This window comes from Croceicoccus gelatinilyticus (assembly GCF_018398395.1).
GTDB lineage: Bacteria > Pseudomonadota > Alphaproteobacteria > Sphingomonadales > Sphingomonadaceae > Croceicoccus > Croceicoccus gelatinilyticus.
In genome coordinates this window covers 1-23702 of record NZ_JAHCBF010000003.1, presented here as the reverse complement: position 1 = coordinate 23702, position 23702 = coordinate 1, and the positions used below count along the sequence as shown (strand labels likewise).

Below are 23702 nucleotides of genomic sequence, written 5' to 3'. Positions count from 1 at the left end.
AGATGTCCAATTCAGACCCAGTGATGAAACATTTGCAGAACATCTGCAAGAGTCCCGTGGAACAAATTTCCACAGGACACTTCCGGTCAGTACTCGCTGGCCAGCATGATAGTTAGCACCCGTCGGGTAACGGCAGGGTTGGCGGGGTCTTCGCTGCCGAACTGCAAATCGCGGTCGTAGGCATCGATCTTCCAGAACACGGTTTCGGCAGGCCGCGCTGGCCGCGTGGTCGTCCAGCGACCATCGCCATCCTTATAGATCGCCCCGAAATCGCGCTCGCCATAAGGATCATTGTCCGGCGTGAAGGCGTCGAAGGTCTCGACCAGTTCGCGCACCCGCGACTGATCTTGCTCGGGCAAGGCCCGGAATCCCTCGGTCGCCACGGCAACGCAGGCAAGGCCCATCGCCTGCCGTGCCCTATCATTGAGCCGGGCAAGCCGCTCGCTGCGGGAAAGAGTGCCAGCACTCATTGAACCCTCCCGCCGCATTCGCAAATGTTAACCAGCTCGCCGAAATCCTCCCGCTCGCCCAGTTTCTCGGCCAGACGCTGCACCGTCCCGAACGGCAAGCCGTTCTCATTGGCCAGCATCCGCAACCAGTCCTCGCGGCACTCGGCTCCGCAAGCGCGATAGTTCAAGATCAGGTCACCCATCTTCTGCCCTCCTTCGGCTGAAAGCCGCATCCGACACGCGGCATGCGGCCTGCCTTCCGGCGAGGATGGGAGGGGGAGGGAAAACCGGAATCGATGCCCTGGCGCGGGCCAGCGGGCACAGCCTGCCACACGGGGGCGTCTATTTCCGGTTTCGGGAACGAGAGGGCAAAGCCCTTGGTGTTCCCGCCAGGGATCGCCCTACGATCCAACAAACATCGGCACCCTTGCAACGGCGCGAAGCCGACGGAGGTCCTGCGCGCGCGATCAGTGCGCCAGCGGGCCTCCGGCAATGAGAGAGGCAAGAGTGCCTGCGGGTTAGCTCAGGAATGCCGCGCCCTCAGGAGCGCAGAATGCGCGGGACAGAGCGCGTCCACCAGGAATTCCCGCTCCGCTTCAAACTGCTCCTGATCGTCACCCGAATGGGACGGGACTACAGGCCTGGTCCGCGCTAGCGGATAGAGCAGGTTGCCCGGCAGGGTAGCTTGCCAATATCTGCTCACGCCGCCTTTTCGAACCACTTCTCGAATTCTCGCGGCAGAATATCCTGAATTCTTTGAGAGGGCATCTCGTAGAGGTCGAAGTTCATGTATAGCTGCGGCGAAATAACTGAAACAAGACGCCGGAAGCTTCCCGGCGTGGCCACAGAGCTGGCCACTCCCTTCTTTAATTTTGCCGCTTTCTCATCGTAAAACAGGTCGAGACATAGCTCGATAAGGTGAGGATTTGAGCGAACTTCATCCTTTTGCGATTGCTCGACAAAATCCGAATGGGTGCTGCATGACACTGACAAAAACAGCTTCGATTTTTCGCCGTACTGTCTGAAAATAGACCACGCCATCTTTGCCAGATGGCGATAATACCTCAACCGGTTGTCGTCGGGGATATAACGGTATTCACTACCGAGAAGGGACATTCCGTCCTTTCGCCTCGCAAGTAGTTGGCTGAGATAGACCATACTGATCCAGGTCCAAAGCCCGGCATCACGCTCGGCCTGAGAATGGGTAATTAGGCCAGCAAGATAGCGGCCCATGTCATAGCGGCTTTCGAACTGCTTGCTCGTGTCGATTTCGGCCTTTTCGTCGTAAGGTTCGACAAGGTCCTGCCTGAGCGCCAGCTGGGAAAGCGTATCCAGTTCCTCGGAAGAGATCGGTGTCCCTTGGCTGCCCTTCTTGGTGGAGCCCTGATCGCGGAGGCCTTCGATTGCGAGACGAACCGTAGCGAGCCCCTGCTCCGTGAAACGCATCACCTGCGTGCAAGCGAACTCGCTCATTTCCCTTCCTCCAGCATCAGATCGAACAGGGTCTTGTCCTTGCGCCATTTGGTTTCAGCAAACTCGACAACGCATTCCTCGGCCCATTTGAGCCATTCGTCCCGGTTGCCGTCCGGGCCGCTGAACGTGCCGGATGGAAGTTCGGCATCGAAACGCTCCTTGCAGAACGCGATGATCCGTCCCCCAATTGTCCCCTCGTCCAGTTCATCTTCGCTTTCGACGCGGCAAATGAGTCCGGTCAGGAGCTCGCGCAGCATCGCAGGGAGATAGAGTGCCTGAAGAACAGGATCTTGCCATGAACCGAAAATATCATCCAGCTTCCGGTTGATAACGAGACGGGGATCGGCGACGTCGCCCTCCCACTGGATGCACCAGGGAAGCGAGCCGAGATCATCTGGTTCAGGGATGATAAAAGGTTCCCGTTGAACCTTGCCCTCAATCTCCACGGGGCGAATGTCGGCGGTCGCGGCGAGCACGCGACCTTCGTCAGAGCCAATAGCGACCTGCCGGACCTTGAACCTGAGTGAGGCATCGACAGGAAAACCGGTGAAGTCGAGATCGTCTCCAGCGGGGTTCGTGATCGTGTTCCTCTGGTGGCGACCACGATCAAAGCCATCGAGGACCAGACGATAGTCTGCGTCGGTCTTCAGGACCTTGGCATCCACGCTGACTCGCACGCGGATATAGGCTTCCGAACGCTCGATGACGCGAATATCGACAAAGGCCGACTTAATCTTGCGGCGTTTCGTGAAGTTCAGACTGGCAGCGGTCATTGCGTAGCCTCCGCGACCTTGCGGACGTCGATGTGAACGTCGCGGTTGGGGTCAAATCCATTGAACCCGATTTCGAACTCTTCGCTCTCGGCGATGAAATCGAGGCTGTTGGGTGACCTGACAGTGATGCTTGCGCCCTTGCTTTCGACGACGCCATCCTCGGCAAAATCGAAATCCGACGCGTGATGGTGCTTGCGCCAGTTGGACTTGCTCTTTCCGAAGATGATATTTGCGGCCCAGACCCTCCCGCGAACCGGCCCGGATTTCTCGATCGCTTCCTTGAGGTGTTCGGTGCCTGCAATGGCGGCGCGACCGTTTGCCAGCCTCTGGATGCGGAACAGCTGTGGGGACGGTGCTGGAATGTCAGGAGGAACAGGAGCGGTCGTGCCGGGTCTCTGGCCGTGGTTGCCGCCGGGCACCCCGGGTTCATCGGGTCCAACTTCCTTCTCGACAAAGAAGATATCGTCGGCGAAGCCGTCGATCTGTTCCTGATCGTCTGTTCCCGTCAGGATGGCAATGAAAGCACTTCCGAGTTTCTGGACGAGGTGGCGTTGCCAGGTTTCCGAACCCGGGTAGCGCCCTTGACTACGGCGCTGCGCCGAGTTCTTCCATTCGGTATGTCCCGGGTCCTCGGCATACTTCATGTATTCCGAAAGTTCGTTGCCCTCGTCATCATTGAAGATATCGAGGATCAGAACCGAAAATGGCTGCGCTGCACGGCACTTCTCTTTCTCGATAAGGATGTTGCCCCGGAAGGCCTTGTAGGTCTTGGAGCCTCCCTTTTCCCCGCCCCTCGCAAAAAGGTCGGCATAGCCGCTTACTGTCTTGCCATCCGAGAGAGTCAGCGGAATCTCGATACGCGCTGATACGACGTCGCCGTTCTCGAAGGCTTCCTGCATCTTCTTCACATTCGCGTCGCTGAACGCCTCGGCCGAAAGCGTGTTTTCGCTGCTGAGGCCAAAGTCGCTGCGCAGGAAAAAGAACTCGTTCTTGCTCGCGAGCCTGGTGGCTTCGAGCGAGACTTCGATCGTAGAGCGAAACTCCTCGGAGTATTCACCACCTTCGACAAGCGACAGGATATTCGACTTCTCGATGACGACTGACTGACCCGTTGCCGCATTGCAAATTTCGACAACGAGGCTCTGCTTGATGATCGGGAAAAAGAAGTTCTCGACCACCGCCTGGAGCAATGAATCTTCATTGATCTCATCGCGTACATCGGGAATGAAGACCGACAGGCCGTTCTCATCGGTTCTTTTCGGAGCCGCATGCTTGCGAAAGCGTCCAATGACCTCACCGTCTTCTGCACGGGTGTAGGGATAGATCACCTTCGCTCCGTCGCTTGGCCGGTCAACGCGCTTGCCGAATCTTGCGTAGCCCAGGTACTCCTTTGGACCGAGTTCATGCGGAGGGAGGATGGAATAGCCGATAAGTAGCTCGTCACCGTCAGACCGCCGTGTCAGCGCAAGAAAAGCGTTGGAATTGGACGCGCCGGAGAGCGTGCTCTTCCCGACGCCATGGCTTCCCCCGCTGCCCGTACGCTTTTTGGACCGGCCTTCTTCCCACCAGAAACTGTATAGGCTGTCGTGAGGCTTCTCCTCCTTGTCGATCGGGCCAAGGAGGCCCTTGGTGTTGAAGTCCTCGATCAGGAGATAGCGGGTAGAAGTTGGGGCGCCTGATTCGTGCCTCGCCGCTTGCCAGTGCTCGCCGAGAGTCTCGTATGCCTCCGGGAAACCGGCAGCCGCAGCGCTGCCCAGTGTCAGAACAATCCGAACCGGAGCAGAGTGATTGTCGATTGCATCCAGAGAGTTCTGAAAAGATTCCCGGACAATCGCTTCGCTGGGCTCGCCTGAGAAAAACTCGTTGAGCTTGGATTCCGCAATGGTGTCCTCGTAGGCGGCTTCTCGAAAATGCCACATCAGTTGCTTCCCCCCAGAGAAAACTTGCCCTTCGAGCCAGTGCCAGCCTCAGTAAACTTGCGTTTCATTTCACGCACTTCCGAATCAATTGCACGGAATATCTTCTGATAGTCCGACTCATTGAACTCGTAGTTACCGGTGTTCGACAGATTTCCGATCAGCTGGATTTGCTTGATCGCGTTGTTCACTCTCTTTTCCGCCAGCTCGACGAACTTTTCGCGTTTCCTGCTCACCCATAGTCCCCTGACAATCTCGATTCGCGGGAGATATATGCACAATGAATTCTTGATACGCAATACATTTTCTAAATGTAGTGAGAAACGAGGAATTATGGGGAAGTTATGCCAGACATAATTTCGACATGTGTGGTGGTCTTGTGGGGTCCCAAAAGGTGGCGCGATGGGGGTCGCGACCTCACCCCAATCCAGCATCCATCACCTTTGACTTGACGGCCTCGGGAGCGCTCGCGGTCATGGCGGTCTGCTTTTCGCCTGCGCGTTCGTAGATCGCGCGGACGAGCCGGTCCTTATCGTCGGTGACAACCACCGCCCCGGCTCTGGCGCGTGACAGCGAAACATACAGCATCTTCTGATCGACCAGATTGGTGGAGCGGCTGTCGGCATGGATCAGGACGCGTTCGGCAGTCTGGCCTTGCGCGGCGTATGCGGTCTGGACATAGGCGTGACGCAAATGGGCGTCGCGAGGATCGGACAGATCGAGCTTCTGCTCGCGCCCATTGGCGAGCTCTACTGTCGCCCGGCCACGGTCGGAATCGATATGGGTAACGGCCCCGCCCAAGCCATTGACTCGCCCGGCCTCGCGGTCGTTGCGGGTGAACTGCACGCGGTCGCCGGTGCGGAGTTCCATCGGTTTCGGCTCGAACACCTCGGCCTTGCCCGCGCCCCATTGCCGGGGATGCCAGTCCAGCGACCGTCCATCGCGGCCTTCCAGAACGACGCGCCCGCGCTCGGGATCGACAGCGGCAATTGCAAAGCTCTCGCTGCGGCGCACGCCCTTGGCCGTATAGTCGCGACTGAATCGGACGACATCGCCAATGGCATAGCTTGCAGCCTCGCGCGCCTCGGCACGGGTGAGACCCTTCGCTTCAAGCGCGTCGAACCGCACGGCCTCCGCCGACAGCTCGCCGCGCTCGGTCTGCTTTGCGCGGATCATACCGGTGAGCCTGTCGCGACCTTCGCGCGATGGTTCGATCACCAGCGTTCGCGTGCGCTCTGAGGGCGACATGGCCAGATAGTGCCGGGCCATCGCTCCAAGGCGCTCATCCGGTGTTGCGCCTTCGATCACCTTGCCGCCGCCGCGTTCCAAAGCTGCAAGGGCCTTGCCTGCATGGCCTTCGATTGAGGCCATCACGGCTTCGCGGGTTTCGGCGTTGGTCTGCCGGACGACTTCGGCAAGCTTCGCGGTCGTCATGCCTGCCTGCTGCAACTGGGCAAAGGCAGCGCCAGCGCCGACCGATCCCAGCTGCTTGACGTCGCCGACAAGAACAAGCCTGGCTCCGGCCTTGTCAGCACGGGTCATGATTTTTGCCATGTCGTGTGCCGAAAGCATCGAGGCCTCATCGACGATCCAGACGGCCTCCTTGCCCTCTGTCTCCGCCTCGGGTGCCAACAAGTGCCGCGCTACCGTATCGCTTCGCAAACCGAGCGCTTCGCCGAGAACGGTTGCTGCCGATGCGGTCGGCGCGAGCGCAGTCACGGCCAATCCATGCCGCCTGGCCTCACGGGCATAGGTGGCAAGAACGGTGGTCGTCTTGGCCGTCCCGGCATAGCCCTGAACTGCGGTGATCCGGTCCCGCGATGTGAGCAGGTCTGCGGTCGCCCGCTTCTGGTCTTCGGTCCAGGCATGACCGGATCGTGCCGACTGCCGTGCAGCGCGCTCGATGGTCCGTGCTGCTGCCACCGGACTGGCGAGCGATTGCGCCATGCGGCGCCCGGCTTCCTCCAGTCGCAGCATGGTTCGCTCGGCTTCGATAGCCTGCGAGGTAGTAAACCCGGCAAACTCCGCGCCGCGCCGGTCCAGGAAAGCGCGCGGGACAAGCTCGCCGCGTTCTCCGGCCTCGGCAATCGCTGCGCTGATTGTGCTGTGCCCGGCCTTGCCAAAGGCAAAGTCTCCGGCCTCGCGCGCTAGCGTGCTGGCCGAGAACACAGCCTCTCGCTCGGACAGCTTTGCAGCGGCCCAAGCCACTGCCTGCCGTGCCAGCAGATCGGGGCTGGCAGTAGCATCGCTGCTCCTGGTCCGCTCTCTCGCTTGACCGATCAGCCTGTCTCGCACTGCCTTGTCGAACCCATTGGCATCGGCGGTTGCCCGCCAGTCGGCCCGCAAACTGCGATGATCCGCACTGGTCTTGGCTTCACGGGTATCGAGCGCGGCGATCTGCTTTTCGGCGGCGCTTGCCTCCGCGCGGCTCGTGCCGCGCTCGGCAAGCCGGGCATCGATTGCTGCGGTGCGCTGGCTCAGCGCATCGATGGCCTTCTCAGGAACGCCTGCGATTTCGAAGAGCGAGTCCTTGCCCGTCTCGATCCGGTAACCCAGCGCGGCAACGCCGTGCGCCAGCTCCTGCCGGTAGATCGCACCTATTTCCTTTTGCAGCTGGTAGAAGGCGCGCGGCTCCAGGCTGCGCCAGTTGCCATCCTTGTCCTGCGTGGCATTGATCACAACGGCATGGGTATGCAGCTGCGGGTCCTGCGCCCGGCTCGTGGCATGGCGGAATGTGGCGATGGCGAGATTGCCGGTCGCTTCGCGCCGGACCTCGCCGCCTTGTCTGATCCGGGTTGCCGCCATGTGCTTCTCGACATGGGCGAGCGCCACTTTCACCGCCGCGCCATGCGCTTTGATCAGCCGCCTGTCTCCGGCAACCTCAGCCATTATCGACACCGACTTGGGCGCGGACAGGGTGATGTCCCAGCCTGGCCGGTGCTCGACTTTGCCATCGCGTGTGGTGCCAAGCTGCTGCCCGGCAAGGCGACCTTCGAGCAGTTCGGCAAACTTCTCGCGATCGACCTCGCCTGAAAGCCCGAGCTTCTCTGCTGCCTCACCAAACCATTCGGACGGAGCCATGCCGCCTTCGGCATAGTAATCGTCGGCTTCGTAATAGCTCGCGGCCTGCCCGGCACTCGTCAGGGCCGAGACTGAGGCGACCATTTATACTGGTCCCGGCTTCGCGTCGGGCTCGGCACCTTTCGCGATCTCGCTTACCCGTCTCCATAGCGTCCCTGCCGGATCGCCCGGCACGTAACCGGGCTGACGAGGCTCGCCGCGCCGGGTGATGTGATCTGCGGTAAGACCGATACGCGCGACTGGCAGGCCATCGGGAAGTAGCAGATAGCCCTGATGCGGACTCAGCCTAAGTTCGCTTTCCAGGACGGCAGGCCGGAATTGTCGCTGGGTAGCGATGGTCGTGCGCGGCACTTCGTTGCCAATCGACAGTGTGTCGGTGGCAACGCGCAATTCCACCTCGCACTGGCCGATGGTCTCGCTCGCCCATTTGCGGGTTTCCTGATCGACCGTTTGCAGGAACAGCTTGGTGTTGCAGCAGGCCAGCATGGCCTCTGCGATGTTCGCCCCGTAGCGATTGCGCATCTGGCCGAGTGCCTGAAAAGTGAGCACGATCGCTGCGCCGAACTTGCGACCCTCCGGAAGAAGGCGAGCCAGGTTCTCGACACGCGGCAGGTCGGCCAGCTCGTCAAGCACGAACCAGATGCGGCGGTCTGGCGATGGCGTCAGACCAAGCACTGCACTCGCCGCGCATTCGAGCCAGCACGCCATGAGCGGCTTGGACGCTTCGAAATAGTCTTCCTTGCGAGGGACAAAGATCCAGGGCTTTGCACCCTCGCACTTGTCCAGCTTGGCGATGAAGTCGCGGAAGGCGAAGCGCTCCTCTCCCTCATCTTCGACCTTGAGGAACTGGATCAGGTTCGCCGCCTTGGCGAGCATGAAGAGGACGCTACCGGTGGCGCGGTCGGCGTCATTGGCAAAGGTGCGAGCCGACGAAGTATGCCCCAGCCACTCCTTCAACTGCTCCTTGTCCTTGACCTGCAATGCTTCGAGCAGGGCTTCGAGGCTGCAGTTCTTTTCCGCCCAGAGCGAGCGGATCATGTTGGCGACGAGAATGCGGCTCGTTTCGAGCCAGACATCGTCGTCCTGACTACTCGTTTCCGAGACTAGCTGGCGCGCTATCCGGTCGGCATCGGCGGGGTGCGATATCTCGTCGAAGGGCGTCCAGAATGCGCAGCGTGCATCGAATGGATTGAGGATGATGTCGCCGCGCGCGGGGTTGTAATAGTGGGCGATGAACTCGCCCGATGTGTCATAGACCAGCGCCGCTTCGCCGCGCCGCTCGATGCCATCGAGCATCTGGCGAAGGGCAGTGGTCTTGCCGCTGCCGGTGGTACCGAGAAAGGCGAAATGGCGGGTCTCGATCCGGCGCGGGATCGGCACCGGGCCGATGCGCAAGGCATTCGTGCCACAATACCGCGCGGTCTGTGAAGCGACATCGTCTTCGCTCGCGAGGCGGGTCCCGCCAAGAACTCGATCGGCCAGCGTATCCTTGCCCTGTTCGGACATGGTGCGCTGGATCAGCCAGACGGCCAGAAAGCCAATGACAAGTCCGAGGAACGCGCCTCCGCTCGATACCTTCACGGCTTTCCAAAGCGTACCTTCAATAAATGGATCGCTGGCGAAGCCGGACGCGGACACGGTCCAGTGCTTGCCCTCCATCGACACGTTCATCATCATGTCCTTGCCCGCCATTTCACCAAGCAGGGTGAGCAGTTTCGCGCCAAAGCACTGGCTCGCGACCCTGAGCTCTGCGGGGAGCATCATGAACTGCGGTGCGATGATCGCCCCTGCCCCGGTCGAGGCCAGGATCAGCTTCGAAAAGAAGCCGAAGCGCTGCTGCCATTGCGCCATGCGCACGCGCCAAAGGGCGTGTGCGCGGGTGACAAAATCTACTCCCGTGCTCATGGCTCGATCTCCAGTGCAAGTGAACGCTGGCGCTCGAACGCGGCGCGCGCTTCTGCTGCGATTGTCTCGTCGGATTTCTTCGTTCCCAGCGCCGCATGGCGCGCGTAAGCGTAGGCCGCACAGGCCGTGAACAGGGTCCGGTCGAGCACCCTTTCGACCTCGGCGAGGCGCTCCGAAATCGATCCGATCTCGCGCGCCAGTTCGGCAACATCGGTTTCCTTGTCGGTGCCGTGGAGCAGGGAGAGAAGGCCTGCTTCCACGACCCGCGCCAGCATGGCGTAGTCGGAAAGACCTCGACGTTTGGCGAAGTCAGCCAGCACCCGGTATTGCGACGGGCTGAGGCGCACCGTCTGCGCCCGCGCGCTCATCGCCCCGCTCCGGTTGCGATGCTATCCGACATCGCGAAGAATGGCGGAATTGCCGGGGTTCTGGGCAACTGACTTGAACGAGATGCTATCCGCATCCCTTCAAACCCGCAGAAATCCTCAATGCACCCGTGCGTGGGGTGTGTATGAAAATTGCGGGTCCGATACGCAGTATCGTGGCCCCTTCTTTCTCCAGTCTTTCTCCGGTCAATCGGCATGGGCGTCTTGCTCCATGCTTGCCGTTGGAGGCGTCGCAGACAGGATTAGATTACGGGCGACATGATCGTCATAGTAGCGGTCGCGCGACGGGCGGCAGGGCAATTGGCGATCCGCCATATCCGGGCGTGTAAACCAGCGGTAAAGGACCAGATCGATCGCAGACCGAACCTCAACTGCGATCTGGTTGGTCTCCGTTGGCGTGAGGTCCAGCCACCCGAATTCGGTGCGCAGCTGGCTACCAAGCGGATAGCCGGTTCCATCTTTGCTCAGGTAGACCGGACCTTCGACGGTGAGGCCGCAATCGTGGCCCTCAAACCGCTCGCGGACCGGGCGTTCGTACCAGAGCCAGGGGTGCAAGGTGAGCCGACGGGCGCGCCCGTCGGCGTTGTCTTCTACAAGCAGTTCGACGAGTTCGGATGTACGATTTTTGTGATCAAGTGGAACGCGGGCGATGATCCAGCCCTGCTTCAGCAAGGCCGTTTTGATCCATGAACAAATGGACATTGGAATATCTTTCTGCGGGCCGGCGCCCGCGTTGGCGGGGTCAATAGCTGCGCAGGGGAAGGGCCTCGATCCACTCCTCGATGTCAGTGGAGCGCCAGCGGATACGTCCGCCGCCAATATCTATGGGATGAGGAAAGGCACCCCGGCGGATGCGTCGCCAGATTGTGGTCCGGCTGCGAATGCCGGTGAGGCGCATGACCTCATGGCAAGTGAGTAGTTCGATATTCGACATGACAGATTCCTTTGCTTCAAGGTTCTGTCACCGTTGCCGCTTGTCCCCTCGCGACGTTGGGTTGGTTCTCAAATTGCCGTTGCGGACCGTGCGATCAGATGTTCAACTCAGCGTCACCCTTGGCTTAGGTGACGCGAGCATGGCTATGCGAATCGCAAGGGTGTAGGAAAGAACAAAAAGAGATCAAACACCGTAGCATGCCGAGCAGCGGACGCTAGCGGATCGTAATGGACGCTCTGGGACGAAAAGAATCTTTCCCGCCAGTGCGCGCGCCAGGGCAATGAAGCTCCAAATCTACGGTTCTTGTACATCGGAAGACCGGTTTTCGCGCGAATCGCAGCTTGAGCCGATATGACCAGCAAACGCGCTTTCGCTTTGCACGTTGATGCGGACATGCAAAGAAAACTCGAAAATCTTTACACGTTATCGGATTAGCGGATGCAGCAACTTGGGCCGGACAATGCTATCTGGGATGATGGCGAATGGATCAGCTGGGACGAGATCAACGAGCAGATCCAGTACAAGGAATGGCGCGCAAAATATCCCAATGCCGATCTGTCGCTGGTCTCGATATTCGAGGATCTGATCTGCACCGCAGAGCAGTATTACATGCACACGGGGAAGCACCTTCAGGTCTATGGCGATATCGGAGAACTCTACGGGGCGATTACGCACGGCATCAAGCTGCACCGCAACTACGCTTAAGGATCGGATGGACGGCTCGGCAATGACCTGGTCGAGGTCAAGACAATCACGCCATTCAAGAGCAATGACCAGGTCACGCTGAACCTCAAACGGAACTTCAGCATGGTGTTTCTGGTCAAGATCACGTCCGACTTCGAGGTGCGCGGGAAGCTCATTCCACGCAAGGCCCTGCCCCGTGTGAAGGGTGACAAGCTGGTTCTTGAATGGGCTGATATCGGGGCTCAGTGAATCCCTAGTTCGGCAACCCTGTCCTTCAAGGCGCAAGAGGCAGCGGGTACCCTGCCATATCCGCAAATTGACGGGCGACTGCCTTCACCTTGGCCACATCGACATTCATTTCTGCGATGAAGGCCAGTTGAGCGTCTGTTGCGATCTCCGAGAAGAAAGCGAAAGCAGCGGCATTGTGTGTCAGCGCGCTTGAAGGGTCTGCGATAAGCGCTGCGAGCTGCTGAGCGGATTGCCTGGTCCGATAGGGACCGTTCACTGTTGCCAGCACCTGTGCTGTCACTTTGCTCATCGCAACTCTCACCCAATGAATCCCATAAAGGAAGATGCATCCGGTTGAACCGTCAAGGCAAGGATGGTCGATGAAGTATGGTGCCAAAGGGCATTTATCCCGCGCTTATTGAAAATTGGAGATTTGCGGGATAAAACTCGCAAATGGCCATCATCCAACCCTTCTCTGCCGAGCAGGAACGAGCGCTCATCAACATGCGCCAGCGCTACGATGTGTGGATCGAAGCCGAGCGCGAACTCTTCGCGATGCCGTACGATCTGAAGCGCAAGAAGATCGGAGAATACGAGTACCTCTACGAGATATTTGATCGCATCGGAAACGGCAAAAGTCTGGGCGCGTGGGACGAGGAAAAGGAAGCCCAATTCGAGGAATATAAGGCGGCAAAGAATACGCTGAAGGAGCGCCGCGATGGCTCACGGGACGCCCTAAACGAAAGCAGCCGGATTGCCCGTGCGCTGCGCTTGCCGATGTTATCAGCTGACGCCGGACCCATACTCCGGGAGGCAGACAGGCGATCGCTTCTAGGTAGCCACCTGCTTGTTGTCGGAACCAACGCAATGGCAGCCTATGCTATCGAAGCGGCAGGCACCTTCCGCGATGTGCCCGATGAAACCGAAGACTTCGATCTTGCCTGGGCGGCGGAAGAGCCGGAAGACGGAACGCAGCTTTGGGACATGCTCAAAGCGGTTGATCCGACGTTCACGATCAATACCGAACGGGAATTTCAGGCGCGTAATGCGAAGGCCTATGAAGTCGAATTGCTGGTCGCACCATCGCGTGTCGAAACGCTCGCCGGAAAGGATCGGCCACGACCCGTTCCGCTACCCGAACAAGAATGGCTTTTGCCCGGTCGGCGGGTAGACCAGGTCGTCCCATGCCGTGATGGCAGCCCGGCGCGCATCGTCGCACCTGACCCCCGCTGGTTCGCGCTCCACAAACTATGGTTGGGCGCACAGGCAAAGCGGAACCCGCTTAAGCGGCGCAAGGACACGGTGCAGGGAGCGGCGCTGCTTGACGCGGTTTCCGAGGCGATGCCTCATTATTCATTGGGCCACGAGTTTGTGAAAAGCCTGCCTGATGAGCTAATGCCCTACTGGAAGGAGTGGGAGACGGCGCGGCGATAGCACCTGAATTTAGTCACCTGCTTGGGGCAAAATGGCTGGTTTTTGCGGTCAAGATGCTGTAATGAACAAGCATTGAAATCATTGAGTTTTTTCGAGGAGAGGACCCAAATCCTCTGGTAAAAATACATTCTGGGGGCACCGATGGGGGCCTCACCTAAGTAACCAAGGTCAAGATTCTCGCAGTTTTGCGACATTCTGAGAGCGGTTCGAGTCCTCTTCTGGCACCATCCTTTCTCTAAAGGACAGCACCAAAAAGCCGCGAACGCCCTTGGGCGAACGCGGCTTTTCGCTTCTTCAGAGCCTCTCGATCAGCCCAGCGTCACCGACGTGCCTGAGCAGCTGACCATCAGCATCGAGCCGTTCTGGCCCAGCACTTCGTAGTCGAGGTCGACGCCGACGACGGCGTTGCCGCCCAGTTTCATCGCCTCTTCCTTCATTTCGGCGATGGCTTCGCGGCGGGCGCGGGCGAGGACTTCCTCGTATTTGCCCGATCGGCCGCCGACAAGGTCGGTGATCGAGGCGAAGAGGTCGCGGAACAGGTTTGCGCCCACGATCACTTCGCCGGTGACGATGCCGTGATAGGCGGCGATCTCGCGCCCCTGCACGGTGGGGGTGGTGGTGACGATCATGCCGGTGTCGGCATTACCCCACGGACTTGCCATTTTACGCTCTCCTCGCTGGTGCAACCTTCGGGTTCTTCACGATTAGTGCCCGAAGGTTGCGCCCGCGTGAAGGCCGTTTACTCCCCCATCAACTGGCGGGTGAGGTAGGTGTAGGTCAGCGCCCAGGACCGCGCTTCCTGCTTCGGGTCGGCGCCTGCGGCATGGCCGCCTTCGGTCTGTTCGAAGTATTCGTAGGGAAGGCCCAGTTCCTTCATCCGCGCCGCGAACTTGCGCGCATGGGCAGAGCCGGTGCGGTCGTCCTTGGTCGAGGAATAGATGAAGGGCACCGGATAGTCCGTGCCGGCCTTCAGCGCGTGATAGGGCGAGCGTTCGAGCCAGAAGGCCAAGGCCTCGGGATCGGTGTTCACGTTGCCGTATTCGCCCTGCCAGGATGCGCCCGCGCCGATGCGGCTGATGCCGATCATGTCGAGCAGCGGAACCTGGATGACGGCTGCGTTCCACAAGTCGGGGCGCTGGGTCATCTCGACGCCGGTGAGAAGGCCGCCGTTCGAGCCGCCCATCATGCCAAGGTGGTCGCGGCTGGTCAGGCCGCTGTCGATCAGGTCTTCGGCGATGGCGGCGAAATCGTCATAGATGATCTGACGCTTCGTCTCGAGCCCGGCCTTGTGCCACGCGGGGCCGAATTCGCCGCCGCCGCGGATATTGGAAAGGGCATAGGCGCCGCCCTTTTCCAGCCACAGCTTGCCGATGATGGCGCTGTATCCTGGGGTCATGGAGACCTGAAATCCGCCATAACCGTAGAGCAGCGTCGGCGTCGTGCCGTCCATCTTCACGTCCTTCTTGTGGACGAGGAAGTAGGGGATCTTCGTCCCGTCGGTCGAGGTCGCCCACTTCTGTTCGACGACCAGATCGCTGGCATCGAACTTGGCGGGTAGCGACTTTACGACTTCGGTCTCCCCGCTCGCCGCATCGACGAGGGTGAGGGTGTCAGGCGTGGTGAAGCCTTTTGCATTGAGGAACAGGAGGTCGCTGTCCTCGTCGCTGGACACGAGGTGGATCGACAGGTTGCCCGGCAGGTCGAGCGAGGATTGCTCCCACCCGCCGTCGGCCAGCGGCGTGAAAGTGAGGATGCGCCCGCTCACGTTATCGAGGATCGAAAGGACGAGACGGTTCGCCGTGTTCGTCACGCTCTCGAACGCCTCGCTCGGCCCCGGGGCCCATACGAGCCGAGGCGACAGGTTCGCCGGATCGGCGCGCAAGTCGTCCAGCGTGATCGACACGATGCTGCCCTGCTCGAAAGTCTTTCCGCCAACGCTCCAGTCCTGCGACAGATGGACCACGACACGGCTATCGATCATGGCAACCGTGCTGCTCTGCGACGGCAGCGCGATGGGGGTGACGTCGTCACCGTCGAGCAGGTGGAACCTGCGGTTCCAGAAATCGGGCGCGCGCACGATGAGCGGCAGGACATTCCCGTTGTTGTCGCGCAGCACCGCGGCAGAAGAAGAGACGTCCTCCCGTTCCCCGCGGAAAAGCTCGACAGCGTCGGACAGGGGCTGCCCGCGCTTCAGACGCTTGACCACGTTGGGATAGCCCGAACTGGTCAGATCGGCCCCGTCGCCCGCGAAGTCGGTGGAGACGAGTAGCGTATCCTCATCGAGCCAGACCGCGTCTGACTTGCCCTTGGGGAGGAAGAAGCCGCTTTCGACGAAGCTCTTCGTCCTAAGGTCGAACTCGCGAATCTCGACCGCATCCTCGCCGCCGTCGGACAGGCGTAGCAGGCAGCGGGTATCCTCTGGCCGCAGGCAGGTGACGCCCTTGTAGACCCATGAACGCCCCTCTTCTTTGCCCAGCGCGTCGATGTCGAGCACCGTCTCCCATTCCGGCGCATCGCTGCGGTAGGACGCGAGCGTCGTGCGCCGCCAGATCCCGCGCAGGTGGTCGCCGTCCTTCCAAAAATTGTAGATCATGCCGTGACGAAAGCCCGGGGTGGCGATCCGGTCTTCGGACGAGACGATGGCGAAGGCCTCGTCATAGGCGGCCTGATAGGTCGGTTCGGCTTCGAGCCGCGCGGCGCTGGCGGCGTTCTCCGCCTCCACCCAATCGAGCGCGCGCTGCGAGTACGTGTCCTCAAGCCAGATGTACGGATCTTCGGGCAGCGACTGGGATGATGGAGGTTGGGTCAAGGGCATCTCCTCGGCCCCGGCGGGGGCGCTTGCGATCATTGCGGCGAGGCAGGCGGAAAGGGAAGCGCGAAGGGGCGCGGACAAGCCTTTGGGCATGTGGGGGAAAGCACCTGTTGGTTTCTGATGAAACCTATCTATGCGCTGGGACGCAGGGTGCAACCCCGAGAATTCAAGCTGATGCGCGCAGCATCCCTTGGAAATCGAGACCTGAAGGCTCCTGGTAGATGCGCAGCCCGAATTCGGGAAGGATCGCCAGAAGGTGATCGAAGATGTCCGACTGGATCGCCTCGTAATCGTTCCACACCGTGGTCGAGGTGAAGCAGTAGATTTCCAGCGGCAGCCCCTGCGGCGAAGGGGGTAGCTGGCGGACCAGCATCGTCATGTCGTCGCGGATGTGCGGGTGCGCCTTGATATAGGCGATCACATAGGCGCGGAAGGTGCCAATGTTGGTGATGCGCCGCGCGTTCACACGGTCGCAGTTCTCGCCCAGCGTGCTCGCGTTCCAGTCGCGCAGTTCCTCGTCCTTGCGGGCGAGGTAATCGTCCAGCAGGCGGAAACGGCGGACGGTGGCCAGTTCGTCGTCCGACAGGAAGCGGACGGCGTTCTGATCAAGGAACATCGAACGCTTGATGCGCCTGCCGCCGGCATCCTTCATGCCGCGCCAGTTGCGATAGCTTTCCGAGATCAGCCGATGGGTCGGGATCGTGGTAATCGTCTTGTCCCAGTTCTGCACTTTCACCGTGTGCAGGGCGATGTCGATCACGTCGCCGTCGGCGTTCAGTTGCGGCATCTCGATCCAGTCGCCGACGCGCAGCATGTCGTTGCTGGTCAGCTGGACCGAGGCGACGAGCGAGAGGATCGTGTCCTTGAACACCAGCATCAGCACTGCCGCCATCGCGCCGAGGCCCGAGAGCAGCAGGAGCGGGGATTCCTCCATCAGGACTGCGATGGCGAGGATGGCGGCGCCTGCGAACAGGACGATCTTCACGACCTGCACATAGCCCTTGATCGGGCGCGACTTCGCCTCGGGCCGGCGGGCGTAAAGCTCGTTCACGTAATTGAGCGCGCCGCTGATGGCGAAGGCGATCGACAGGACGATGCCCGCCTCGGCCAGGTTCTGGACGACGACCCTCACCCCTTCGGGAAGGTTCGGCACCAGCATGATGCCCTTCGACACGATCAGCAGCGGTATGACGTTGGCCAGCCGGGCCGCGGCCTTGTCGGCCGTAAGGCTACGCGTGTCGAGGAACGGCGCGGCGGCGCGCAGGATGACCTTCTTCAGCACGAAGTTCACGGCCAGCGCCGCCAACGCGAGGAGGACAAGCCCGATGAGCGACTGCACCCAGGGCAGTTGTTCGGCGAAATTCTGCTGCAACTGTTCCATGTCGCAAGGGCCGATCCCAGATCGCGACGCGACTTGCAACCCGTGAGGGGAAGGCGGCGATAATACAACTTCTTATAGGTTGTGGCGCTGCCACCCCCGATGCGACTTACGCGCCCGGCCAGGGTGTCGCTGCCAGCGGCCCGCGATTGGGGGATTGCGGGGGTCTTCGCGAGATATTCGGTGTCGAACGGGCGCGCGCGCGTGCGGTGACTATTGTCCGGGTCGCCGCTTGCAGCATCGATGCCGCCTGTGAACGACGCGGAAAGTCCGACCTGCCCTGGTCTTTCATTCTTGTGTGCGAAAAACCCGCTTCGCCGTCTTGGGCAGACCTTGACTGACTGTGCGGCTTCTTGAAGAGAGCGCGGCGCATTCTTTCGATGCGTCGCCGATCCGGGCCGGGGATGTCGCCACAACTGTCAGATTTTCTTGATGCGCTGTTCGCGCTGCCCCCGACACGCGGGGCAGCACGCGATGGCGATCGCGAACCGATCGCCCTGTTCTACAAGTACCTGCACGCCTGCGGGATCGAACATTGCAATTTCGGCGGGTTCGAGATTTCGGGCGACGGCTACGAATTGAACCAGTTCAGCGGCTCACTGCTGCCCGGTGCTTTCCTTGACGAATTTACCGCCGAAATGGCGGACGACGATTACATCATCGCGCAGTCCGCAGGGCTGTCGGCGGACAAGCCGCTGTCGGTTTTCGACTTCGGCGTGCCTCACTTGGACAAGGTCCGTGCCTTTCGCGAGGAATCGGCCCGCGTCACGCTGGAATGCGCGCGATATGGCATGCACGACGGGGTCGCGATGGTGGGGCTGGTGCCGGGGAACCGGTCGGATACCAGGCGCTGTTTCGGCTTTGCCTTTGGCGGCACCAACGGCAGCGGCGATCAGGCGCGGGCGCGCTTGCCCGAACTGCGCATTGCCGCCTTTGCCCTGCTCGACAGGATCAGGCCGCAGGTCGAGGCGGTGATCGACGGGTTCGAATACGACCTGTCGGCCCGCGAACTTGACGTGCTGGGCGCACTGGCCGACGGGGCGCAGCGTCAGCAGATCGCGTGGAAGCTCGATGTTTCCGTCCCCACGGTCGATGCCCACCTTGCCAACCTGCGCCGCAAGCTGAAGGCCGCCACGCTGGCCGAGGCGGTATCGCGCGGATACCGCTACGGCCTGCTCTGACGCAGGGGATCAGTCGCGGAACGCGGTCTGGCTGAGCCGCGTGATCGGCGTGAAGATGTACGACAGGATCGAACGCTTCTCGCCCAGAAGGTTCACGTTGGCGACCATGCCCGGCCCGATGGGGAGAGGCTCACCGTTCTTGTCGCGCAGGGTGTCGGTGGTCTGCACTTCGACGAGGTAGAAATTCTCACGCAGGTTCTCATCCTCCACCGCGTCGGGCGAGATCGAGGTGACCGTTCCTTCCAGCGTGCCGAAGACCGCGCGGTTGTAGGCGGTAATCTCCAGCTTCGCTTCCTGCCCAAGGCGGATGTTGGCGATGTCGGAGGGGCGGACTTTCGCCTCGACATAAAGCGCGTCGTCCGACGGCACGATCTCGGCGATCGGCATCCCTGCATTGACGCTTCCCCCGACCGTGGTGACGAGCACGCGGTTGACGAGGCCGGTCATCGGCGCGCGGATCACGGTGCGGTCCATGCGGTCGGACAGGGCGGGCAATTGCAGCCGCTTGGCCGACAGTTCCGCCTGTGCCTGCGACAGTTCGCTACCCGAACGGGTCAGCCAGTCGCTGCGCGATTGTGCGGACTGGGCGCTGGCCTCGGCCACGCTGGCCTGCGCGCGGGCGAGGGCGGCCTCGGCGGAATCGACCTCCTTTTGCGCGACCAGCGCTGCGTTCTCCGCCTTGATGAATTCGACCTGTGAGATGACCTTGGTCGGCACCAGCGGGCGCAGCATTTCCAGTTCCTGCTGCGCGGTCGTCAGGTTCGATCGCTTTGCTTCCAGCAGGGAGCGGGATTCGATCACGTGGCGTTCCGCCTGCCGGACGCGGGCGGCGGCGGCGGCCATCGATCCGTTCAGTTCGGCCATGCGGGCATTGTGCAGCGAACTTTCGATCGCGACCTGCCCTTCGGGGGCGGCGCCATAGTCGGGCGTGGTCCCGCGCACTTCGGCATTGAGGCGCGCGATCTTCGCCTCCAGCGCCTGCACTTCTGCCGTGGAACTCCCGAAGGCGGCACCCGTCAGGGTGGGCGACAGGCGGACGAGCACGTCCCCTTGCTGCACCTGTTGCCCGGCCTTGACGAGAATCTCTTCGACAATGCCGCCTTCGAGGTTCGAGACGACCTGCAGCTTCGAGCTGGGCACGACGCGCCCCTCGCCGCGGACCGTCCGGTCTATCTGGGTCAGCGAAGCCCAGAGGAAGAAAATGGCCACGAAACCAAGGATGATCCACAGCACGATGTTGGCCGATTTGCGGGCCGTGTATTCCTGGGTCTCGACGGTGGCCTCGCCACCCTTCAGGCTATCAAGCAGCGCGTTCATCTTTCTTCGCCCCCTGCACGGTCCTCAGCTTCGAAATGCGTGCGCTCACCTCCTTGGGCGATCCGTCGGCGACGACTTTCCCGCTGGACAGCATCACGATCCGGTCCACCAGCCGCAGCAGCGACGGGCGATGCGTGATGAGGATGAGCGTGCGATCCTTGAACTCGGCCTCGAGGTTGGCCATCAGCCGGCGCTCGGTCTCCACGTCGACGGCCGAAGTCGGTTCGTCGAGGATGATGATCGGAGGTTCGCCGACAAGCGCGCGGGCCAAGGCGATCGACTGTTTCTGTCCGCCCGAAAGCCCTTCGCCGCGGTCTGCCAGTTCTAGGTCATACCCCTGCGGCATACGGGCGACGAATTCGTGGGCAAGGCTGATTTGCGAGGCGCGGATCATCTCGCTGTCGTCGATCTCGTCGCGGCAGAGCAGGATGTTGTCGCGTATCGTACCCGTCAGCAGGGCATTGTCCTGGAACAGCGCGCCGACCTTGGGGCGCAGCGCGGCGGGCGAGAGCTGGCGGATGTCGATCCCGTCGACGAGGATCAGCCCGCTGGTCGGCCAGTATAGCCCGATGATCAGGCGCGCGATCGTCGACTTGCCCGACCCGATCTGGCCGACGAGGCCGACTTTTTCGCCCGGACGGATCTTGAAGCTGACATCCTTCAGCGCAAATTCGGCGGCGCCGGGATAGCGGAAGTCGACGTTCCTGAACTCGATCGAACCTTCCATCTTCGACAGGGCGAGCCCGGCGCTGCCTTCCGGCCCTTCGACCGGATTTTCCATCAACTTGTTGATCTGGGTATAGGCCGTTCGCGCCGCGTTGGCGCGGGTCAGCAGGTGGGCGATCGTGCCCAGCGGCGCGACGACGCGGCCCGCCAGGATCGAACAGGCGATCAGCCCGCCCATCGTCAGTGACTGGTTGGCGATGGCAAAGACGCCGAAAATGACGACGCCGGTATAGGCCGTGGTCTGCGCAGTGCCCGCGATGTTGATCGGGATCGTCGATACGAGCCGCTGGCGCAGCGAGGCACCGGCATGGTCTGTCACGGCGGTATCCCAACGGCGGCTGAGGATGGGGCCGGCATTGGCGGACTTCACGGTTTCTATATTGCCGATCGTCTCTACCAGCACCGACTGCTTGCCGAGCTGGCCGCTCAATGTTTCGGCCGAAAGGCGGCGCATCAGCGGCTGGGTGGCGAGGGCGGCAATCACCACGATCGGGATCATCGCAAGCGGCACCAGCACCAGCCATCCGCCGATCAGGGCGATCACGGTCAACGTGATGATGATGAAGGGCAGGTCGACGAGCGCGGTGATCGTGGCGCTGGCAAAGAAATCGCGCAGCGTGTCGATCTCTCGGACAAGGCCCGAAAGCCCGCCGGTCGATCGTTTTCCGATGTCCATACGCATTTGCAGGATACGGTCGAAGATGGCCTTGCCGATGTCGCGGTCCACCCGCGCGCCTGCCACGTCGACGAAATAGGCGCGCAGGATTTTCAGCACGAAATCGAACAGCAGGATGATGACCAGCCCGATCGACAGGCCGATCAGCGAATCCATCGCGTTGTTCGGCACGACCCGGTCATAGACCGTCATCGTAAACAGCGCGGTGATCAGCGCGAACAGGTTGATCATGGCCGCGGCCAGCGCAACCTTGGTATAGATCCCGCGGTTCGCGCGCAGCGGTTTGGACAGCCATTCGGCCATGCGCCCGCGCGGCAATTCGATCTGCGTAAGAGATGCCAATTTATCCCCCTCCTCGCGAACGGACCGCCCCCATTTCACTGGCCCCAAACCATGGGCGGTCCGCAAGAATCCCGATGCATCCGTTTACCAGATGACAACCATTGTTAGTCTTGAAAAAGGAAAGGCGTCCCGTAGAAGGACGCCTTTCCCAATCCAGTCAGTGGCCGGTAAAGGCCACATCCTTTACTTCCAGATACTTGGACCCGATCATGCGACCATCTGGCCTTCGACTGCGAGATAGTTCTGGACCAGCAGCGACGAATAATCGTCACCGTCCATCGCCACCTGCATCATCGTGCCCTCGACCATGCCTTCGCCGCCTTCGTTGTAGGCACCCAGCACGCCGTGCGCTTCAGAGCCGTAGTCCTTCCAGTCGGAAGCCTGTGCCTTCTTGCTGCCACTCGACACGCCGTCGAAGTTGGCATCCCAGTCGAGGATGAAGGCAACGGCGTCGGCGTAGTAATCGGCGATGGCCGGATCGACCTCGGGGTCACTGCTGCCGTTGATCGCGGCATTGTTGATCGTATTCAGGAAGGCCGCACCAAGGTCGCGTTCGAGAATGGTGACATAGTCGCGGCCACCACCCTTTTCGCCGCCATCGACCCAGTTGAGCAGTTCCTCTGGCGTCAGGAAGATGTCGCCGGCGTCCTCGACGCCGTTGCCATTGACGTCCCAGATCGCGAACTCGTCATTGCCTGGCTGGCCATCGGTATCGACACCGAACAGCGACAACAGGTCGACCTCGCTCCACCCTTCGGCATCGAAGTCCTTGTCGCCATCGGGAATACCGTCCCCGTTGGCATCGCCTTCGTCACCTTCGATCCCGTTGTAGAGCGACTGGCCCAGCGTCGACTGCCAGAATCCGGGGGTGCGAACCGCACCTTCCATCATCCAGTTGCCGAAGTTGCCCTGCTCGGTCACGCCCAGATCGCCGTCGATCGAAAGGCCGCTGCTGATCAGGAAGCTGAAGTCGCCGTAGGTCTGGGTAAAGCCGGGCTCGACCGCTTCGTAGACATAGAGCATGCCCGTACCGTCGATCGCGGCGGCCACCAGCGGGTCATCGGTATTGATGCCGGTGAACTCGTAGTAACCGTCCTCCCACTCGCCAGCACCGGTGACCACGGCCTCGATATAGCCGTTGGTCGGATCGAAGTCGTTGTCGAGGTAGATCGTCCACCCGTCGAGCGTGCCTTCACCTTCGCTCCAGGTTTCGCTGCTGTCGGTATCGGCCCACTTGTAGCCGGAAATCGACATGTCGCGGAAATTGACGAAGTCTGCGGTTTCGCTGAAGCCGCTGGTCGCTCCCGTCACCTCCACCTGGATTTCGGAAATGGCCGAAGAGCCGTCGGGCTGGGTTTCCTTTACGTAGTAGGTGCCGAGTTCGAGATCCTTGAACTCGTAGTAGCCGCTGGCATTGGTGTCGGTGCTGGCGACTTCGTTCATGTCGGCATCGAGCAGCGTGATCGTCACTCCGGACCAGACCACGCGGTCGCCGGTGGTGTTGATGTCACCGTCGCTGTCCTCGTATTTGGTGCCCGAGATCATGCCATATAGCGTGTTGGCGAAATCGGCCGTGACATCGAAGCCGGAGACGTTGCCGTTCAGATCGACGGTGATGTCGGTCAGGTTGTACGAACCGTCAGGCAGAACCTCGCGGACCGAATAGTCGCCGGGCACAAGGTCCTTGAACTCGTAGTATCCGTTCGCATTGGTCAACGTCGTAGCAATCACGTTGCCGCCATCATCCAGCAAATCGATCGTCACCCCCTCCCAACCGGTCTGGTCGTCGGTGGTCGTCTCATCGCCGTCGTCGTCGTGATACTTGTAGCCCGAGATCTTGCCGTACTTCGTGTTCACGAAGTTCACGGTTTCATCGAAGCCAGAGACGTTGCCGTCGAGATCGACGGTGACGTCGGTCAGGTTGTACGACCCGTCGGGCAGGACTTCCATGACCTTGTAGTCGCCGGGCGTGAGGTCATCGAACTCGTAATAGCCCGAGGCGTTGGT

Annotated in this window: 22 protein-coding genes; 4 read left to right on the top strand and 18 right to left on the bottom strand. The window is 61.0% G+C overall.

The genetic code is table 11. The features are described 5' to 3' along the window. Positions 1–86: 86 nt before the first annotated feature. From KIH45_RS07520 to KIH45_RS07470, 11 genes are all read right to left on the bottom strand, one after another. A complete protein-coding gene (locus KIH45_RS07520) occupies positions 87–470 on the bottom strand; it encodes a DUF3768 domain-containing protein (protein ID WP_213175411.1) in 384 nt (127 codons plus the stop codon). Next, the gene (locus KIH45_RS07515) at positions 467–652 is read right to left on the bottom strand and encodes a hypothetical protein (protein ID WP_213175410.1); all 186 of its coding nucleotides are present in this window, start codon (positions 650–652) and stop codon (positions 467–469) included. The genes KIH45_RS07520 and KIH45_RS07515 overlap by 4 nt, the downstream gene beginning before the upstream one ends. A 496-nt stretch (positions 653–1148) precedes the next feature. Then, the gene (locus KIH45_RS07510) at positions 1149–1922 is read right to left on the bottom strand and encodes a hypothetical protein (RefSeq protein WP_213175409.1); all 774 of its coding nucleotides are present in this window, start codon (positions 1920–1922) and stop codon (positions 1149–1151) included. Further along, positions 1919–2695, bottom strand: a complete 777-nt coding sequence (locus tag KIH45_RS07505; RefSeq protein WP_213175408.1) for a hypothetical protein — start codon at positions 2693–2695, stop codon at positions 1919–1921. The genes KIH45_RS07510 and KIH45_RS07505 overlap by 4 nt, the downstream gene beginning before the upstream one ends. Then, the gene (locus KIH45_RS07500; RefSeq protein ID WP_213175407.1) at positions 2692–4614 is read right to left on the bottom strand and encodes a hypothetical protein; all 1923 of its coding nucleotides are present in this window, start codon (positions 4612–4614) and stop codon (positions 2692–2694) included. Before KIH45_RS07500 ends, KIH45_RS07505 begins: the two co-directional genes overlap by 4 nt. Then, positions 4614–4847, bottom strand: a complete 234-nt coding sequence (locus KIH45_RS07495) for a hypothetical protein (protein WP_213175406.1) — start codon at positions 4845–4847, stop codon at positions 4614–4616. Before KIH45_RS07495 ends, KIH45_RS07500 begins: the two co-directional genes overlap by 1 nt. A gap of 181 nt (positions 4848–5028) precedes the next feature. Further along, on the bottom strand, positions 5029–7776 hold the full coding sequence (gene mobF / locus KIH45_RS07490) for a MobF family relaxase (protein WP_213175405.1): 2748 nt from the start codon (positions 7774–7776) through the stop codon (positions 5029–5031). Then, entirely contained in the window at positions 7777–9597 is a 1821-nt protein-coding gene (locus KIH45_RS07485; RefSeq protein WP_213175404.1) for a type IV secretion system DNA-binding domain-containing protein, read from the bottom strand. It abuts the gene before it with no gap. After that, positions 9594–9965 (bottom strand): hypothetical protein, encoded by a 372-nt coding sequence (locus tag KIH45_RS07480; RefSeq protein ID WP_213175403.1) that lies wholly within the window; start codon positions 9963–9965, stop codon positions 9594–9596. The genes KIH45_RS07485 and KIH45_RS07480 overlap by 4 nt, the downstream gene beginning before the upstream one ends. 204 nt (positions 9966–10169) lie before the next feature. Further along, a complete protein-coding gene (locus KIH45_RS07475) occupies positions 10170–10655 on the bottom strand; it encodes a hypothetical protein (protein WP_213175402.1) in 486 nt (161 codons plus the stop codon). A 70-nt stretch (positions 10656–10725) separates the two neighbouring features. After that, positions 10726–10917, bottom strand: a complete 192-nt coding sequence (locus KIH45_RS07470; protein WP_079640299.1) for a helix-turn-helix transcriptional regulator — start codon at positions 10915–10917, stop codon at positions 10726–10728. A 438-nt stretch (positions 10918–11355) separates the two neighbouring features. On the opposite strand from KIH45_RS07470, the gene KIH45_RS19100 reads away from it, so the two are divergent. Beyond that, positions 11356–11622 (top strand): hypothetical protein, encoded by a 267-nt coding sequence (locus tag KIH45_RS19100; RefSeq protein WP_225899757.1) that lies wholly within the window; start codon positions 11356–11358, stop codon positions 11620–11622. A 102-nt stretch (positions 11623–11724) separates the two neighbouring features. Next, complete coding sequence (locus KIH45_RS19340; RefSeq protein ID WP_273544116.1) at positions 11725–11850, top strand: hypothetical protein; 126 nt, start codon at positions 11725–11727, stop codon at positions 11848–11850. A gap of 25 nt (positions 11851–11875) precedes the next feature. Here KIH45_RS19340 and KIH45_RS07460 read toward each other — a convergent pair whose 3' ends face one another. After that, complete coding sequence (locus KIH45_RS07460) at positions 11876–12139, bottom strand: hypothetical protein (RefSeq protein ID WP_213175401.1); 264 nt, start codon at positions 12137–12139, stop codon at positions 11876–11878. Positions 12140–12333: 194 nt separating this feature from the next. On the opposite strand from KIH45_RS07460, the gene KIH45_RS07455 reads away from it, so the two are divergent. After that, complete coding sequence (locus KIH45_RS07455) at positions 12334–13263, top strand: GSU2403 family nucleotidyltransferase fold protein (RefSeq protein WP_213175400.1); 930 nt, start codon at positions 12334–12336, stop codon at positions 13261–13263. Between the two features lie 308 nt (positions 13264–13571). Here KIH45_RS07455 and KIH45_RS07450 read toward each other — a convergent pair whose 3' ends face one another. The 3 genes from KIH45_RS07450 to KIH45_RS07440 all read right to left on the bottom strand — a co-directional run bounded on the left by KIH45_RS07450 (position 13572) and on the right by KIH45_RS07440 (position 17456). Then, positions 13572–13892, bottom strand: coding sequence for a heavy metal-binding domain-containing protein (locus tag KIH45_RS07450; RefSeq protein ID WP_066767032.1), 321 nt, complete (start codon positions 13890–13892; stop codon positions 13572–13574). A 110-nt stretch (positions 13893–14002) separates the two neighbouring features. Then, positions 14003–16078, bottom strand: coding sequence for a prolyl oligopeptidase family serine peptidase (locus KIH45_RS07445; RefSeq protein WP_213175399.1), 2076 nt, complete (start codon positions 16076–16078; stop codon positions 14003–14005). 163 nt (positions 16079–16241) lie between these two features. Further along, on the bottom strand, positions 16242–17456 hold the full coding sequence (locus KIH45_RS07440) for a mechanosensitive ion channel family protein (RefSeq protein WP_213175398.1): 1215 nt from the start codon (positions 17454–17456) through the stop codon (positions 16242–16244). Positions 17457–17833: 377 nt separating this feature from the next. Here KIH45_RS07440 and KIH45_RS07435 point away from each other — a divergent pair, with 377 nt between their 5' ends. Further along, positions 17834–18634: a response regulator transcription factor gene (locus KIH45_RS07435; RefSeq protein ID WP_213175397.1), complete on the top strand. Its 801-nt coding sequence runs from the start codon at positions 17834–17836 to the stop codon at positions 18632–18634. A 9-nt stretch (positions 18635–18643) separates the two neighbouring features. Here the strand turns inward: KIH45_RS07435 and KIH45_RS07430 are convergent, their stop codons facing one another. From KIH45_RS07430 to KIH45_RS07420, 3 genes are all read right to left on the bottom strand, one after another. Next, the gene (locus KIH45_RS07430; protein ID WP_213175396.1) at positions 18644–19951 is read right to left on the bottom strand and encodes an HlyD family type I secretion periplasmic adaptor subunit; all 1308 of its coding nucleotides are present in this window, start codon (positions 19949–19951) and stop codon (positions 18644–18646) included. Continuing rightward, positions 19935–21695 (bottom strand): type I secretion system permease/ATPase, encoded by a 1761-nt coding sequence (locus KIH45_RS07425; protein ID WP_225899755.1) that lies wholly within the window; start codon positions 21693–21695, stop codon positions 19935–19937. The genes KIH45_RS07430 and KIH45_RS07425 overlap by 17 nt, the downstream gene beginning before the upstream one ends. A 207-nt stretch (positions 21696–21902) precedes the next feature. Then, positions 21903–23702: MSCRAMM family protein (locus KIH45_RS07420; RefSeq protein WP_213175395.1), on the bottom strand; the 1800-nt coding region annotated here is incomplete at its 5' end.